The sequence below is a fragment of the Flavobacterium niveum genome (assembly GCF_055231775.1).
Window position 1 is genome coordinate 476,398 of sequence record NZ_JBUYSX010000003.1, and the last position, 15,913, is coordinate 492,310.

A 15,913-nucleotide genomic window follows, 5' to 3' on the forward strand; every position below is an offset into this window, starting at 1 on the left:
TTCTATTTATAATCTACAGGCACAATACTCACCCCGCTTATACCCGAAGGCTGCACCTCCCAGTTTGACGCGTCGAAGTCCCTGTACTTAATGTTTACAAAGTTTATCTCGTGGTATTTGCGCCACTCCATTTTATTTTTATCCATATAGCGGATGCGGTTAGCCATAAGGTTACACACATCTATCTGTATGGTATTCTCGCCTTTTTTCAGGTACTTGCCTATATTCAGCTGAACCGGCACACACCATATAATACCGGCATCCTGTCCGTTTACTGTTACGCGTGCACTCTCGTTTAGTGTGGCAATGCTCAGCATATAATCATCAGCAGCCTTCTTTTTCAGCTTAAATGTAGTATTATATATTGCAGTACCCGAAAAGTTTTGCGCAGCAACATCGGTAGTAAAATCCGTCCACAGCTGTGGTGCGGTAAGCTCCCTGTCGGCAGGGATTTCAGGCCCTCCGTTTACAAAATGAAGCTTCCACTTACTGTTTATTGCAATAGGTTTTTCAACCGAGTTTACATACTTCCAATTGTCCTTACCTGAAGGCGTACCGTTAGATAACTTCACAAACATAGCCTCACCCGGTGCCAGTTGCAGCCTTACCCCGGTGCCGTTTGCCTGCTTACTGAAATCTGCCGTACCGATAGCGCCGGTTTGCGGATCCATTAGCACAGCATTCGTGGCAACAGTATTAAAGTTGATGAAACGGTCAACCTTTACATCCTGGTGGTTTACAATGTAGTAATACGCACCATCATCCGTTTTGCGCCTTATGTAATTAAGGCCGGTATCTACCAGCGCTTCCCTTTGTACATTGGCATAAGCCAGTCCTTTGGCAGTATCATCGCTTACAATGATTTTACCGTTGCCAAAAGCCGCCTCGCTGATGCCGTTTGCCTTTTGTACCAAAGCAATGGAAGCAATCAGGTCTTTTAGCTTTTTACGGTTGGTTTCAAGGTTATCCAGCCCCGGAACATCTTCCGGGAATCCCTGCAATACTATGACACCACCACTTTTAGCCAGCCTGATGCTGTTTTCAAGCGTGCTTACCAGCATGTAATTGCTTTTAGAAATTACCAGTACTTTATAGGCCGCGCCGTTATCGCTAACCTTAATTTGCCCATTAACTACTTTGGCTTCGGCCAGCATTTTGTCTGAAGCATAATCCAGCGCATAACCCATTCCCTGCAGTGCAGAAACATTCTGGTAAAAAACCGTTGGGCACAGCCAGTTGTCTATCTGGTGGATACCAAATGGCATATCCAGTCCTTTAGCGTTCATCCAGCTGTCGTACACAGGCCAGTAGGCCAGCACGTCGTTATCGGGTGTGCCGCTTTGCAGTATGGCCTGGCAGCGGGCTATGTATTCGTTCAGCCCGTTAAGGTGCGGATACATGCTGTTTTGCGGGGTGAAGTTAACCGAAGCATAAAACAGCCACCCCGGGAACGGCGCATCGGCAGGCGAATAAGGTGTACCGTGGTAAAACACGTGGTTAATGCCACTCAAAAATACCTGCTCCACTTCGGGTTTACACTGGCTCCACGAGGTTTTAAAATGCTCGGTAAGCCAGGTAAACGTTTCGTTTGAGGTAAGCTTTTTGCCCATAACATGCGCTGCCGACGATGAGAATTTCAGGATGCTCGGGTCAGGCCCTACTTCCTGTGCTTCGGCACCGGCACTGCGCAATCCGGGTATGTTAAACGGCGTACTGCCAAAAGTTTCACTCTCAGGGATGTCTACCGCCGCATACAGGTCGAGCAGGTTTGCCGGCGAACCGTGTGCCTGGTTGGTATTCATCGCTTTTTTGCCATTGGCCCACGCAGTAAATTTCCTTGTGAAATTCTCCAGCATCAGTGCGCTCATGGTTTCTCTGTAATCGGCTTTTACGCGCGTGGTAACATCGTCGTCGGCCTTTTCAACAAGGTATTTTATGTAAGGCCTCAGGTCATACCCCTGCCTCTTTTCAAATTCTGTAAAGAAATCTGCTGTCCAGTTGGCACCGTATACCTCGTAGCTGTCGTTAAAAAACGAACGCACCCCGTGGCTGGTACCACCGAATGCCGTATCAAACTTCTTGAAATAATTACCCAGCGCCACATCAGAAAAATGGTCTAAGGTAAAGCCCTCCCCACCTAACGCGGCACGTTTCACCTTTTGTCCGGTTTTTGCCGTAAACAGGGCATACACCTGGTAGTTTCCTGTTTTCGGGTTCCATTTCAGCGTACCGTCTGCCAGTACTTTATCGGTTATTATTTCAGCTTTTCCTTTATCATCATACGCCACCACCGCACTAAGGGCTACACCGGGTACACCTTTCTGCTTTTCATCGGCTATAGTAATCTTTTCTTTGAAGGGTTCGCCTGCTTTCAGGGTATAGGTTTGCATTACCATTTTACTCGCGGCATCTTCGGCAGTAACCTGCGGGCCTCCTATGGGCCAGCCCGTCCCCACCGAAATATCCACACCCATACCGTATTTAGCAGCATCGCTTACGGTATAGTCCAGCACGCCCATCCAATCAGGGGTAAGGTAGCTTATGTATTTATTTTCGTAACCTTTTGCGCCATAAATAGGCACCACCTCTACGCCGCCAAAACCTGCCGCTCCCAGTTGGCTCAGCTGTTTGTCTACACCTTCTTTATCTACCGCGCTGCCCATCCACCACCAGCGTGTCCAGGGTTTGGCAGTTTGGGTAACTTCAGGCCACTGCTGTTGTGCCGCACACACAAGCGGCAGGCCAAAGCTAAACAGTACAGGCAGTATTTTGTATGTTTTCATTGTATTGGTTTTAGTTCCCGTCGGGCTTGCGGGTATTGGTAAAACTGCTCGCAGGCCAGTAAAACTGTGCTGGCGGCAACGGTTTGGCAGGGTCAAACTTCTTCACATCTTTGCGGATGTATTTTGCCAAAGGCAAACCCTGGCTGCTGATGCTGCTTACCACACATTCGGCAAGCTCATAAGCGCCATACGGGCTGAAGTGGGTATTGTCCTGTAACTCCTTTTCCTGGTTCGGGAAGGTATTGGCAGGGTAATGTACCAACGCTTTCATCGACTCTTTTTCGCCCAAAGCCTCGTAGAACGTTTTGCTCATGGCAGTAAGGTCTATCAGCGCCACGTTTTCCTCTTTGGCGGTCTGCCTCATGGCTTCAGGATATTCCAGAAGCGTGTTTACAATATGGCCTTCCGCATCAAAATTCCTGCGGTTTGTGGAAGTAACCAACACAGGGGTCAGTTTCCTTTTCCTGGCCTCGGCTATCCATTCTTTCAGTTTATCCTTAAAAGTAGTAAACGGCTCCAGGTGGTTGCCCCCCGCTTTTTGGTCGTTATGGGTAAATTCTATAAACAGGTAATCGCCGGGCTTGGCCATGCTCCATATCTTCTTCAGGCGGTTTTCACGCTCAAAAGCAAGCATGGTTTCACCGCTTTCTGCATAGTTGGCCACCGCTATGGTTGACGGCACCAAAAACACCGGGAACATTTGCCCCCATGAAGCATACGGATGCCCGGGCTGGTCGGTTACGGTGCTGTCTCCTGCCAAAAAGATGGTAGCCGCTGTTTTGTTTGGTGTTATCTCCACCGCACAAACTTTCGGGATGGAATCCGTAAATTCAAGTGTAAGCACGTTATCCCAGTGCAGATGGCGTCCCTCCCTCTTTTTAAGCTTCAGACCGTCTACCACACTACCCTTCTCATCACGGATAAGGCTGTCGCGCACATGTACCGTAAAGGTTTGCTCTGTAGTCTCTCCTTGTTTTGTTTTTATGTTTTCCAGCATCAGCCTGCGGCATTCGGCACGCACTGTCGTAGCCGAAGTGCCTTTTACATCACCCAAAACCAGTTTCACATCATAGTTTCCTTCCGGCAGTTTTACCGAAAAGTAAAACGGCTTGGTACCGGTTATAAAATCTTTTTTTACACCCTTGCCGCCACGGGTTTCCGCCTGCACTTCAGAATCAAAGTCGAAGCCGTAGCCTGTTTTAGCACTGTATTTTGTTTCGGGTGTTATCTTTACAAATCCCTTTTCGGCTTTGCCCGTACCAAAATCAAACTTGAATGAGTTTTGCTGCGCAAAGCACGAAAGCGACAGAAAGAATACTATTATGGGATAAAATATCTTTGGCATTTTGATGGCTTTTCAGGATTACTTCTGGTAATAATGTATGGCGCTGTCGTTTATCTTCAGGCCGCTGCTCTTAACCAACTGTATGATTTCGGCACCCGCCATAATCACCGGGCCGTAGCCGTGTGCAGCCTTGTTGTTTACCGGGCGGAAGTAATAAAACGCAGGATCAAAGCCCATACCGGTACCCACGCAGGTACCTTCTACCTCGCCTTTGTCGTTTATTTTGGTTGAAACAGCGTTCCAGGCCAGTAGTGCCATAGGTGCATACGCTTCGGCATTCAGCCAGCCGTTGTTAACACCCCTTGCTATACAATAGGCATATATGGCTGTAGCCGAAGTTTCCAGGTACGAATCGTTCCTGTCCAGCAGCTGGTGCCAGAAGCCCGTACCCGACTGGTAAGCCGCAAGCCCCTTTACATGCGCACGGAATTGTGCCAGCACATAAGCCCTGTCAGGGTGGTTTTCAGGCATTACATCAAGAAGCTCGGTAGCGGTTAGTAAAGCCCAGCCGTTTGCCCTGCCCCAATGGAACTGTGGGTGCGGCTCCATGCCTTCAATCCAGCCATGCATGTAAACGCCTTTTTCAGCATTAAACATACGCGGTACAAACTGCTTGAACTGTTTTACAGCATCGTCCATATATTTCTTTTCACCGGTGTATAGGCTTAGTTGTGCCAATGCCGGTATGCCCATGTACATATCGTCCAGCCACAGGCTATTTTTAAGCGGGCGCAGCCTTGCCAGCGTACCGTCTGAAAGGCGGTGCTCTTTATTGCTAATGAAATCAGCAAAAATATCCAGGAGCGGCTTCAGCTGCCCGTCTACGTTTTTAGACCTGATGCCCTTTATCATGGCAGCACATATAGCGCCACAGTCGTCCAGCGCGTGTGGTTTCAGGAATGCCATAAACGGAGCCTCCTTTGGGGTAAGCTTACCGCTTTCTACCGCTTTCTGTATGGCAGGCATCCAGGCGGCTATAAAATTAAAACGTTTGCGAACGTATTCCGAATAACGCTTATCGCCCGTAACATCGGCCACACGAAGCATGGCTCCGTAGGTAACGCCCCATTCGTAACTGTTAAGGCGGTAATCGCCCATTTTAAGCGTTACATTGTTGTCTATCGATTTGGTATTGGTATACTCGGCACCGGTTTTCTTATCTATCATCATGGCCGGGGTAGCCCCGTCAAGGTAGGTAAACATACGGTCCAGCACCGCTTTTACATCCTCTTGTTTCGGTACTTCGTAAGGTATGGTGTAATCGGGTTTTTGCAGGTGCAGCGGCGATGTGGCATCACTACCCTTACCGTTTACGTATTGTGCAGCTGCAGGCAGGCCCATGGCGCAAAGCAGCGGTAAAATGTATCTTTTTTTCATATCCTTTGTGGTTATAGCTATTGTTTAATGAGGTTAATCTGTGAGTATGTTTTCCGATGGCATTACAAACTGCTTTTCTTTATTATCCGGTTCCGGTGTACCGAAGTAGAAATAAAGGGTACGTTTTTTAGTTCCGGTAAGTTTGTTCAGTTCGCCTAACGGGCCAAGCTGGTCGGTCTTGTTATTAATATTGAATGCCAGCTTACTGCCTATAGGAGGTATGGTTTCCAGGAACGAAATATCACCTTTTGGCAACTCCGGCGACGGTACCGGGCCGGTAAGCCCGTAAAAATCAAACAGGCGTACAAACAGGTTGTCCTGCTCTGTACCTACAAGGAACTTTCCTTCGGCGGTGTCCATTTGCAGCCAGGTAACATCGGCATAGTAGCCTTTAAACTCAGGGTAACCCCATGAATGACCGGTTTCGGCATCGTTCATCAGGTTTTCCCAAACGTTGTGCGTAGTGCCCTGCATGCGGTTCTTCCAGACACGGTACGGCCCTTTGCCCAGCCATTTGGCAGCAAACACATAGTTTTCAGGGTAGTTAAAGCTCACACCCGAGTATGTAAATTCACCCTCGGCAGTATATTCATACGAAAGTTCGAGCCAGCCATTCGGCTTCAGTTTCCAGGTTACTTTTTTCATATCGCCGGTATAGGTAGCCTCTACCGCCTGTGCAGTACCGTCTTTATACGACCTGATGTTTTGCAGCATAGCAGTACCCGAAACCAGTACAGGGCCATTGGCAAAAGACATCTTTTTACCTTTTTCAGGTACCACAGCCGTAAGCAGGCCGTCCTTTTTACCGATGGTTACCACCATATCGTTCACCGAAAGCTCTATCCCGGCATCAGTATCTTTGGCCGTAACTTCCGATTGCTTTTCAGGCGATTTTATAAGGGTTTCAACAATATCCTTGTTCTTCTTTATTTTCCAGGTCCAGGTGTACAGTTCGTTACCCTGCGGGTCTGTAGCACGAAGCAATAACGCATCATAGCCTTTCCAGTCTTTTGGCAATGCCAGTTTTATTTCGCCTTTTTGTACCGGCTTTACGTTTGGCGCTTTTACACTGCCTTTTTGCGAAGTAGTATAGCCGTACACACTGCTTTTTGGGCTTTTAAAATTCACCAGTTCCCACTGAAAGATACACTGGTTAAGGTTGGTATAGTGGTAACGGTTTTCTACCGGTATGGTACCGTTAAACTTGTCATCTATACCCGTCATGGTAATCTTTACCGGGCAGTATATCTCTTTAATGGCATTGTAGCTTCCCTCCTTTTCGCGGTGAGGGCCAAGCAGCCCGTCGGGTGCGTTGATACCATTGGTATCAATACGGTTGTCTCGGTCGGTACGAACAATGCCTTCATCCAGCAATGCCCAGATGAACCCGCCCGCACCGTGCTTGGTATTCCAGTGCAGTTCCCAGAAATCAGCCAGCGAAGCCGCCCCACCGCCATCGTCCTGTGCGTGCAGGAACTCGGTAGGCATATAAATGTTTTTATCTTCAATGATCTGTTTGCTGCTGTAGTAGTTTTCGTAGTGGTTGCAGTCGATGCCGCCAAAGTCATTGCCCGGCTTGTGGTGGGCATGGATTACCGGGCGCGCCGAAAGGTCGTATTTGCCGTAATCATCATCAAGGTCGAAGTTATGCCCGCCCTCGTTACCATTACTCCAGAATATAATAGACGGGTGATTGGCATCGCGTATTACCATTTCCTTTACCAATGGTATACCCGCGTGGGTGCTGTAGGCTTTTTGCCAACCCGCAAGCTCATCTATAACATAAAGCCCCAGTGAATCACAGTATTGCAGGAACGCTTTATCGGGTGGGTAATGCGAACAACGCACGGCATTCATGTTCATGCCTTTGATAATCTGCACGTCGGCAAGGTCTATTTTCGCATTGATGGTACGCCCCGTTTCCGGCCACCATACGTGGCGGTTAACGCCTTTCATCTTTATCTTCACGCCATTTACGTAAATACCGTCGCCCTGGCGGACTTCAATAGTACGGAAACCGAATTTATCATTGGTGGTATACACTGTTTTGCCTCCCTGTTTCAGCGTAAAATATGCCGTATACAGGTTGGGTGTTTCGGCAGTCCATTGCAGCGGATTTTTTACGGCAAACTTCACCTGCTTCAATGTATCACCTGCCGTTACGGCTACTGTACCCGAACCAACTACCTTATTGTCTTTACCTTTTACTTCAACCAAAACTTCAGCGGCCTGCTGCACACCTTCAAGATGGATGTTAGCTGTAAAAGCGCCGTCGGCTTTGGCATCAATGGCGGTCCATTCTATATGCGATTGCGGAACGGCCTCAAGGTACACGGGACGGAAAATCCCGCCGAAAATCCAATAATCCGCAAGCCTTTCAGCATTGTTTACCGAAGCATCGGCCGACATTTTAGATACGGTTATCTCGAGTTTGTTTTCCTTGCCAAATTTTATTTTATCGGTAATGTTATATTTAAATCGGTAGAAGGATCCCTGGTGCACTGCCCCGGCCACCTGCCCGTTTACCTTCACTTCGGTATCGGTCATGGAGCCTTCAAAAACAATGTTTATCTGCTGTCCTTTCCAGCTGTCCGGTACGGTAAAGCTGTGCCTGTAAATCCCCTTCTCATCATTAAACCGGAAGTTTTTGCCGTAGGTTACATAGTCACGCCCGTAGTTGTAAGCGCCATAACCCTGCTGTTCCCAATGCCCCGGCACCTGTATCTTGCTCCATTTGCCCGAATTTCGGCCTCCGGTTACCCAGAAGTCCCACGCCACGGTATGCTCATTATCGGTCCCCGAAAGGTATTGCAGCTGTTTTGACTGGGCTAATACCTGCATACTTGCTATACCGGCGGCTAAAAGGCAAAAGATTTTACGCATCAGATAAAATTTATAATATCCTGCTAATCTAAAACGTTTGCGGTAAACCACTGTCATGAACTGTCCTGTAAAATACACCCTAAACACCTACAGTACTGTAAATCAAATATTTTACCCTATAAAAATTTACAATATTTTCATATACGGTAGCGGGTATTTACTCCGTATTATTTTACCCGGAGCAGGTAAGGACAGGTTACCCACCCGGTAAAAAAAACGTAACATTGCCCTTTACATACACACCCCGAAAGCTGCTTTGTTATAATTCTAATTTTATTTGATTAAAACCAAAGTATTTATGTGTATTAAAAAAACATTTTGTTTACTGCTTATCGGCTTACTCACCGTTACCGCATCTTGGGCAAAAGACGCCCCGCTGGTATGGTTTAACGGAAAGAAGCCGGTTACTTATTCATTGAAGCAGCCCGCACCGGTGGTAGTAAAAACCGCTATCGGGATGTTTATCGATGACCTTAAGCTTGTTACGGGCATACTGCCGCAACAGGCTCCTGAAAAGGCGGCTACCATCCGTATAGTGCTTCTGGATGCAAAAAATGCAGCCGGGCTGCGCTCGCTTGGCGTACCCGCAGACAGCCTTGCCACAAGGGCCGATGCATTCTTTATTAAGGTGGTAAAGAACCAGATACTGGTTGTGGGCAGCGATGCCCGCGGCACTGCTTACGGTATACTGGAACTGTCGCGCCTGGCCGGTGTATCACCGTGGGTGTGGTGGGCCGATGTGCCCCCCGCCAAAAAAACGCAGCTTACCATTGCTACAGATTACAGGAGTTTCCAGTACCCTTCTGTGGCCTATCGTGGTATTTTTATTAACGATGAAGACTGGTCGCTGCAACCCTGGAGCTGGAAGCATTTTGACCCTCAGGGCAAAGACGGCCTTATTTCGGGTAAAACCTATAAGGAAGTCTTTAAGCTGCTGATGAGGCTGCGCGCCAATGCTATATGGCCGGGCATGCACGGGGCTACCGTTCCGTTTTATTTTACACCCGGAGCCAAGGAAGCTGCTAACGAATGCGGTATTGTAATAGGTACGTCGCACTGTGAGCCCCTGATGCGCAACAACGTAGGCGAATGGGATGAAAGCGTACGCGGGCATTTCAACTTTATAGACAACCACGATGCCGTGATTAATTACTGGTCTGAGCGCCTGAAGGAAGTGCAGGGGCTGGAAAACTATTACACCATAGGCATGCGTGGCGTACACGACGGTGAAATGGAGGGCGTACATACCCTTCAGGAAAAAACCGATGCCCTGCAAAAGGTGATTTACGAACAGCGCGAACTCCTTGCCAAATACATTAATAAGGACGTTACAAAAATCCCGCAGCAGTTTGTACCGTATAAAGAGGTACTTGCTATTTATGAAAACGGCCTGAACGTACCCGATGATATTACCCTTACCTGGTGCGACGATAACTACGGTTATATGACCCGCCTTAGCGACAGCCAACAGCAAAAACGCAGCGGTGGTGCCGGGGTGTACTACCACCTGAGCTACTGGGGCCGCCCGCACGATTACCTTTGGCTAACCACTACACAGCCGGGGCTTATTTACAACGAAATGAGCGAAGCCTACAACCACAATGCCCGCCGTTTGTGGATTGTAAACGTACACGACCTGAAGCCTGCCGCTTACGACCTTGAGTTTTTCCTGGATTTGGCATGGGATTTTAAATCGGTTACGCCGTCTACTATCAACAACCACAGGGAAAACTGGCTTAAGCGTGAATTTGGTGAGAAAGCTGCCCAAAAGCTGGTACCGGCCATGCAGGAATTTTATCGCCTGTGCGGTATACGCCGCCCTGAGTTTATGGGCTGGAGCCGCGTGGAGGAAGACAAGCAGAAATACCCTAAGGGCTGGACGCCTGTTATAAACTCAGAATTCAGTATTACGGAATTTGGCGGGGAGCTGGACCGGTACCTGGCCGATTATGAAAACATAAAAAAACTGGTTGATGAAGCCGAAAAAGACATAGACCCTGCCCATAAGGATGCGTTTTTCATTACGGTGAAATATCCGGTATACGGTGCCTCGGCTATGGCGGCTAAGTGGCTGGAAGCACAACGCGCCAATACCATTGCGGCTATAATCCCCGAAAGTGAATGGGCTAAAAACACAAGCCTTATAAACGCCTGTACCAGCAGCCGTAATGCCTACAATGAGATTGTACAGCTTACCGACTATTATAACAACACCCTGTCTGGCGGGAAATGGAAACACTCCATGAGTTACAACCCAAGGGATTTGCATGTTTTTGCCGCGCCAAAGCTTCCGTTGTCGGAAGCCGCGACTACCAATACAAAACCTGTTGCCAAAGCGGCCCCTGCCCCACTTGCTACCGATGGTGTTATTGCCAAAAATGCCAAAGATTACAACAAAAGCACCGGGAATGTGCAGGTAATACAATCTTTGGGACACAGCATGAATGCCGTTTCCATACCGAAAGGGGGTTCACTTATGTTTGAGTTTGACAGCCCGATGGATGGCGATGCGGTATTGCGTACAGCTGTTATCCCTACCCAGCCGAACGATAAGGGGGACATACGCTTTAGCGTAAAAATAGATAACGAAGAACCAAAGATATGTTCGTTTAAGGAACCTTTCCGTAGTGAGGTGTGGAAAAGCAATGTACTGCGCGGGCAGGCTGTACGCGAAACCAAACACAAGCTTACCAAAGGGAAACACACCCTTACCATAACCGCACTGGATAACCACATTGTGGCCGACCAGTGGATGATTGATTTTAAACCCAACCGTAAGTTTTATCTGTTCCCTATTAAAAGCGAACTAATTAAATAGGACTTTAATAATATTAAACAAAAAATCGATTGGAAAATTCCAATCGATTTTTTGTTTATAAGCCTTTTTAAAATTAACCTTCGAAATGATGTGTACCCGAATTTACCTGTTTCGTTTTTCCATCAGGTAAAATTACTGTAGCCGTACTGCCTTTCGGTATGGTAACATCAAGCACCAGCTTACCGGTATTAAGTTTCCAGTCCACGGAAATTTTGCCATTAGGGCAATCATAGCTTGCTTTGCACCAGGTAAGCCCTCCGCCCGGTACTGGCTTAATTACAATATTTTTATAACCCGGCGAACCCAACTGAATACCTGCAATGTTTTGGTACATCCAGTCGCCGATAGCGCCATAGGCATAGTGGTTAAAACTGTTCATGTAAGTGGTCTGGAACGAGCCATCTGTCTTAATCCCATCCCAGCGTTCCCATATGGTGGTTGCACCCATTTTTACAGGATACAGCCAGCTTGGAAACGTATCCTGCAGCAATAGTGTATAGGCCAAATCAGTATACCCAAAACGTGACAATACATGGCACAAATATGGCGTACCTAAAAATCCGGTGGTAAGGTGGTCTTTATAGTTGTGGATGTTATCGGCAAGGTATTTGGCTGCGGCAGCACGGTTGGCCTCTGGAAGCATATCAAACTGCAATGCCAGTACATAAGCAGTCTGCGTATCGCTAAGCAGGCGGCCACTACCGGTAATGTACTCGTGCCTGTACGCTTCCTTTATTTTTTCTAAAAGTGACGTGTAGAAAGCTACATCATCCTTTTTATTAAGCACCGTTGCGGCGTTAATAAGCAGTTGTGTACTATAGGCGTAGAAACACTGCGCAATTTCCTGCTTGTTTGTAATGGCATCGGTACCATCGTCGTGAGGGTCTCGGTAGCTTAGCCAGTCGCCAAAATGCCATGAGGTATTCCACAGATTATTATTAGTGTTATTACGCATAAAATCTACCCACGCTTTCATCGATGGATACTGGGTTTCCAAAATTTGCTTATTGCCATACACCTCATAAAGCGTCCATGGAATGATGGTAGAGGAATCAGCCCAGCCTGCTGAACCGCCTGCCCCATTCAACACATCAGGTATAACATGCGGCACCGAACCATTCGGCTGCTGGTTTAGGGCAAGGTCTGCCAACCAGTGCGTAAGGTATTGGTTTACATCATAGTTAAACGCGGCGGTACGGCTAAATACCTGCGCATCGCCTGTCCAGCCCAGGCGTTCATCGCGCTGCGGGCAATCGGTAGGTATACAGAGGAAATTACCACGCTGCCCCCACACAATGTTTTGCTGAAGCTTATTCAGCATGGGGTTACTGCATTCAAAAGTACCCGATGGTTTCATATCCGCATAAAGTGCAACAGCGGTAAAATCGTCAGGATTAATAGTCCCCTTTACGCCCGTTACCTTTACATAACGGAACCCGAAATAGGTGAAATGCGGTTCATACAGCTGTTTTTTATCCGTTAAAACATAGGAAGCTTTTACTTTGGCTGTCCTCATATTATCCATATAAAAGTTGCCGGCCTTATCCAGAACTTCGGCGTGTAGCAGGTGGATGCTGTCGCCTTTATTACCACCGGCATTTACTATGACCCACCCCACCAGGTTTTGCCCGAAATCAAGCACCGTTTCACCCTTGGGGGTTGTAATAACTTTTGTTGGTTTAAAAGTTTCGTGTTTGGTAACGTGTACACTGGTATCGGCAACCAGCTTATCGTAGCCTGTGTTTGCTATAGTAACGGGCTTATCACATATAATGCTTTTATTACCGTCTACCACTTCACCGTGGTTAATGCTGTTAGCCCCCACCGGCCCCGTGCCGCTCTTCCATGATGTATCTGTCCCGATGATTTCCTTTTTGCCATCGGTATATATTATTTCAAGCTGGGCAAGGAGTGCAAGTTCTTTTCCGTAAAAATCATGCATCTCAAATCCAAAGACACCGCGGTACCAGCCATTCCCTACCGAAACTGTGAGAGAATTATCCCCTTTTTTCAACATATTGGTTACATCATACGCCTGGTACTCCAGGCGCTTGTTGTAATCCGTCCACCCTGGCGTAAGATAAGCATTGCCTACGCGTGTATCTCCAATCGTAGCTTCATAAAGCCCATGGGCGGTAATATAGAGTGTTACGCTCTTAATTTTTTTAGCACATGAAAAGTTCTTTTGGAAATACTGTGCAGGTTTAGCCGTGGTATCTTCGGCATATCCTATAGTTATCCATTGGGCTTTCCATTGTAGAGGTTGCTGTCCCGGTTCCTCATCCTTAGTGTATAAAGAATTAAAGCCGGTAATATTTGCATATGATGCTTTTGCAGTAATTAACAGCAAAGCGTATAAAGCAAAGGTATTAATCGTTGTTTTCATTTGGTTTACATGTTACATTCGGAATAATTACTGTTTAAACTAAAAACAGAAAATGCTATAATAATTGTGAGAACAACCACTATAGCATTTTCAAAATTATGGTATTTAAAGAGAAGGAAACGATACCAAAACGTTCCATTTTTTATTCAAATTGTATCAATAACCTTCTTCTTAAGGAATTGACTAACTATGTTGAACGAATGAATTTCATTGTTTATTTATAGCTGCTATTTAAGCTTCCAAACCAAAACATCAGCTGTATTTAGGGTAGTTTTACCTATCAGTATTTCGGCGCCTTGCGGCAGTTTCATTTCGTACGGCTTATCGGCATAGTTCATTGCAATACCAAAACCGTCGCGGTACTCTACAATCACACCCGGAGGGTAGTTCTCCACCGGAATGTTCAGCTGGCCATACAGCTTTTGCAATACAGCCTGCTCCAGTTCACCGGTATTACTGTCAGGTCCCACGTAGGTCACTGAACCCTTACCCGCCTTACGGAAGGTTACTGCTGCCTTACCGGCATAAAAGTCACCTGCGTACGTTGCCCAGGTTTGGGTATTACCTGTTGGTTTCAGCACATCGCCCCAGCTTGTCCAGCCATAACTGTTGCCACTCATTTGTACAGTATCGGGCGCGTAAGGCTTCAGCAGGTCATAAAATTCTATTTCAGCGCCGATAAGCGGCCAAATCGGTTCAGCATGCTTTGCTTCCCAAAGGTGACCCTGTTCATCTTGGTGGCCGGTGCGGGTAGAAAGCACCAGGTTACCACCTTTGCTTACGTAATCGGTAAGCTTGGCAATAAGCTTGCGGCTCATCTGTTGGTACGCAGGCAGTACAATAACAGGGTATTGGGCAAAATCCGTAGAATCACGGATAAAATCTACCGGTGCACCAAGGCCTTTTAGCGCTTTGTAGTATTTTAAAACGTGGGCTTCGGTATCCCAAACCACCGTTTGCTTGTTCTGGTTAATAGCTATAGTATTATCCGGGTCGTACAGGATTGCGGTTTTACGCTTCAGGTAATCCGCAGGAACCTGTGCTTTGCCTTTATTTTTTCGCAGCAGCTTTATGTCTTTTATGTACTGTTCAAATTCAAGGCCGCCGCGTGTTGGGGTAATACCATCAGTACCTATAATACCGGCATGGTACTGCTCATAACCGTAAATCGGCGCACGGAAACGGTACGTACAGGTAAGCTTACTGCCCCCAGCAAATACATGCCACAGCCACAGGCGTACGGCCCCCGGTATGGGTTGCGAGTTGATAGTACCCCAGTTTACCTGCCCCGGCTGCAGTTCCATAACACCATAGTTTGGCGAAAGCGGCCTGAAAAAATCATTAGCCATAGCAATACGCGAATACTCGCCTACGCGGTAGCCTTTTGTGCCAATGCCCTGGTGCTCACCGTATACCATGTAACGGGTATAGGTAACAAAATCAAGCTGCTTGCTGTTGCCGATGTAACGCGAATCGTAATTCGGGATATAGTTTGAGGTAATCCACTGTTTAGGGGTGGAATACTTGCGTATTTCCTTAGCGGAAAGGTCAAGGAAATTAGCGGTTTCCTCATCGCAAAAACGGCTGTGGTCCAGCCTTTGGTACAGGTTCATACCCCACTGGCTGTGCTGTGGTATATTAATCTGCTTAAAATCAGTATACGTATTGCTCCAGAAATTGGTACCCCACGATTTGTTCAGGGCATCAATATTCTTATACTTGTTTTTTAGCCATGCACGGAAACGCTTTTCGGCATCCTTGCCGTAGTCTACGTTACTGGCAGGCTCATTATCCAGCTGCCAACCCATAATGCGGTCGTCCTTACCGTAATGCTTAGCCAGTTCGGCAATCATTTTCATGGAATAGGTACGGTAAATTTCACTCGAAAAAGACGCATGCTGACGCGCCCCGTGGTCCATAGAAGTACCGTCTTCACGCATTTTCAGTATCTCGGGGTGCTTGCGCGTAAGCCATACCGGCGGGGTGGCTGTAGAGGTACACATGATTACCTTAAGCTTGTATTTTGCTGCCAAAGCCACTGCCCTGTCCAGCCACGCGAAGTCGTACTTGCCCTCCTCAGGTTCCAGCTGTGCCCACGCAAACTCGGCAAAGTGGACAAACTCAAAGCCCATATCCGACATCTTTTTGAAATCGCGCTCCCACTGTGCTTCGTCCCAATGTTCGGGGTAATAATACGCACCTGTAATAGTGAGGTCACCTTCCGGAAAATACACTGGCTTTTTTTGGGCTAAGGCATTCAGTATGAAGCCTGCCACAAATAAAAAAGTAAAAATTTTCTTCATTTTGGTTATAGCGTTTGT

Annotated in this window: 7 protein-coding genes; 1 reads left to right on the forward strand and 6 read right to left on the reverse strand. The window is 47.2% G+C overall.

The genetic code is table 11. The annotated features are described in order from the left end of the window. Window positions 1-2: 2 nt before the first annotated feature. From ACZIX4_RS10500 to ACZIX4_RS10515, 4 genes are read right to left on the reverse strand one after another with little or no spacing between them, the layout of a single operon-like run. Entirely contained in the window at window positions 3-2,783 is a 2,781-nt protein-coding gene (locus ACZIX4_RS10500; protein WP_463335587.1) for a glycosyl hydrolase, read from the reverse strand. Window positions 2,784-2,793: 10 nt separating this feature from the next. Next, the gene (locus ACZIX4_RS10505; protein WP_463335588.1) at window positions 2,794-4,128 is read right to left on the reverse strand and encodes a rhamnogalacturonan acetylesterase; all 1,335 of its coding nucleotides are present in this window, start codon (window positions 4,126-4,128) and stop codon (window positions 2,794-2,796) included. An 18-nt stretch (window positions 4,129-4,146) separates the two neighbouring features. Continuing rightward, window positions 4,147-5,505, reverse strand: a complete 1,359-nt coding sequence (locus ACZIX4_RS10510) for a glycoside hydrolase family 88/105 protein (protein ID WP_463335589.1) — start codon at window positions 5,503-5,505, stop codon at window positions 4,147-4,149. Between the two features lie 33 nt (window positions 5,506-5,538). Continuing rightward, on the reverse strand, window positions 5,539-8,388 hold the full coding sequence (locus ACZIX4_RS10515) for a glycoside hydrolase family 2 protein (RefSeq protein WP_463335590.1): 2,850 nt from the start codon (window positions 8,386-8,388) through the stop codon (window positions 5,539-5,541). A 298-nt stretch (window positions 8,389-8,686) separates the two neighbouring features. Here ACZIX4_RS10515 and ACZIX4_RS10520 point away from each other — a divergent pair, with 298 nt between their 5' ends. Continuing rightward, window positions 8,687-11,206: a glycosyl hydrolase 115 family protein gene (locus ACZIX4_RS10520; protein ID WP_463335591.1), complete on the forward strand. Its 2,520-nt coding sequence runs from the start codon at window positions 8,687-8,689 to the stop codon at window positions 11,204-11,206. 73 nt (window positions 11,207-11,279) lie between these two features. On the opposite strand, the gene ACZIX4_RS10525 is transcribed toward ACZIX4_RS10520, so the two are convergent. Then, window positions 11,280-13,592, reverse strand: coding sequence for a family 78 glycoside hydrolase catalytic domain (locus ACZIX4_RS10525; RefSeq protein ID WP_463335592.1), 2,313 nt, complete (start codon window positions 13,590-13,592; stop codon window positions 11,280-11,282). 227 nt (window positions 13,593-13,819) lie between these two features. After that, window positions 13,820-15,895: a beta-galactosidase gene (locus ACZIX4_RS10530; protein ID WP_463335593.1), complete on the reverse strand. Its 2,076-nt coding sequence runs from the start codon at window positions 15,893-15,895 to the stop codon at window positions 13,820-13,822. Window positions 15,896-15,913 lie beyond the last annotated feature (18 nt).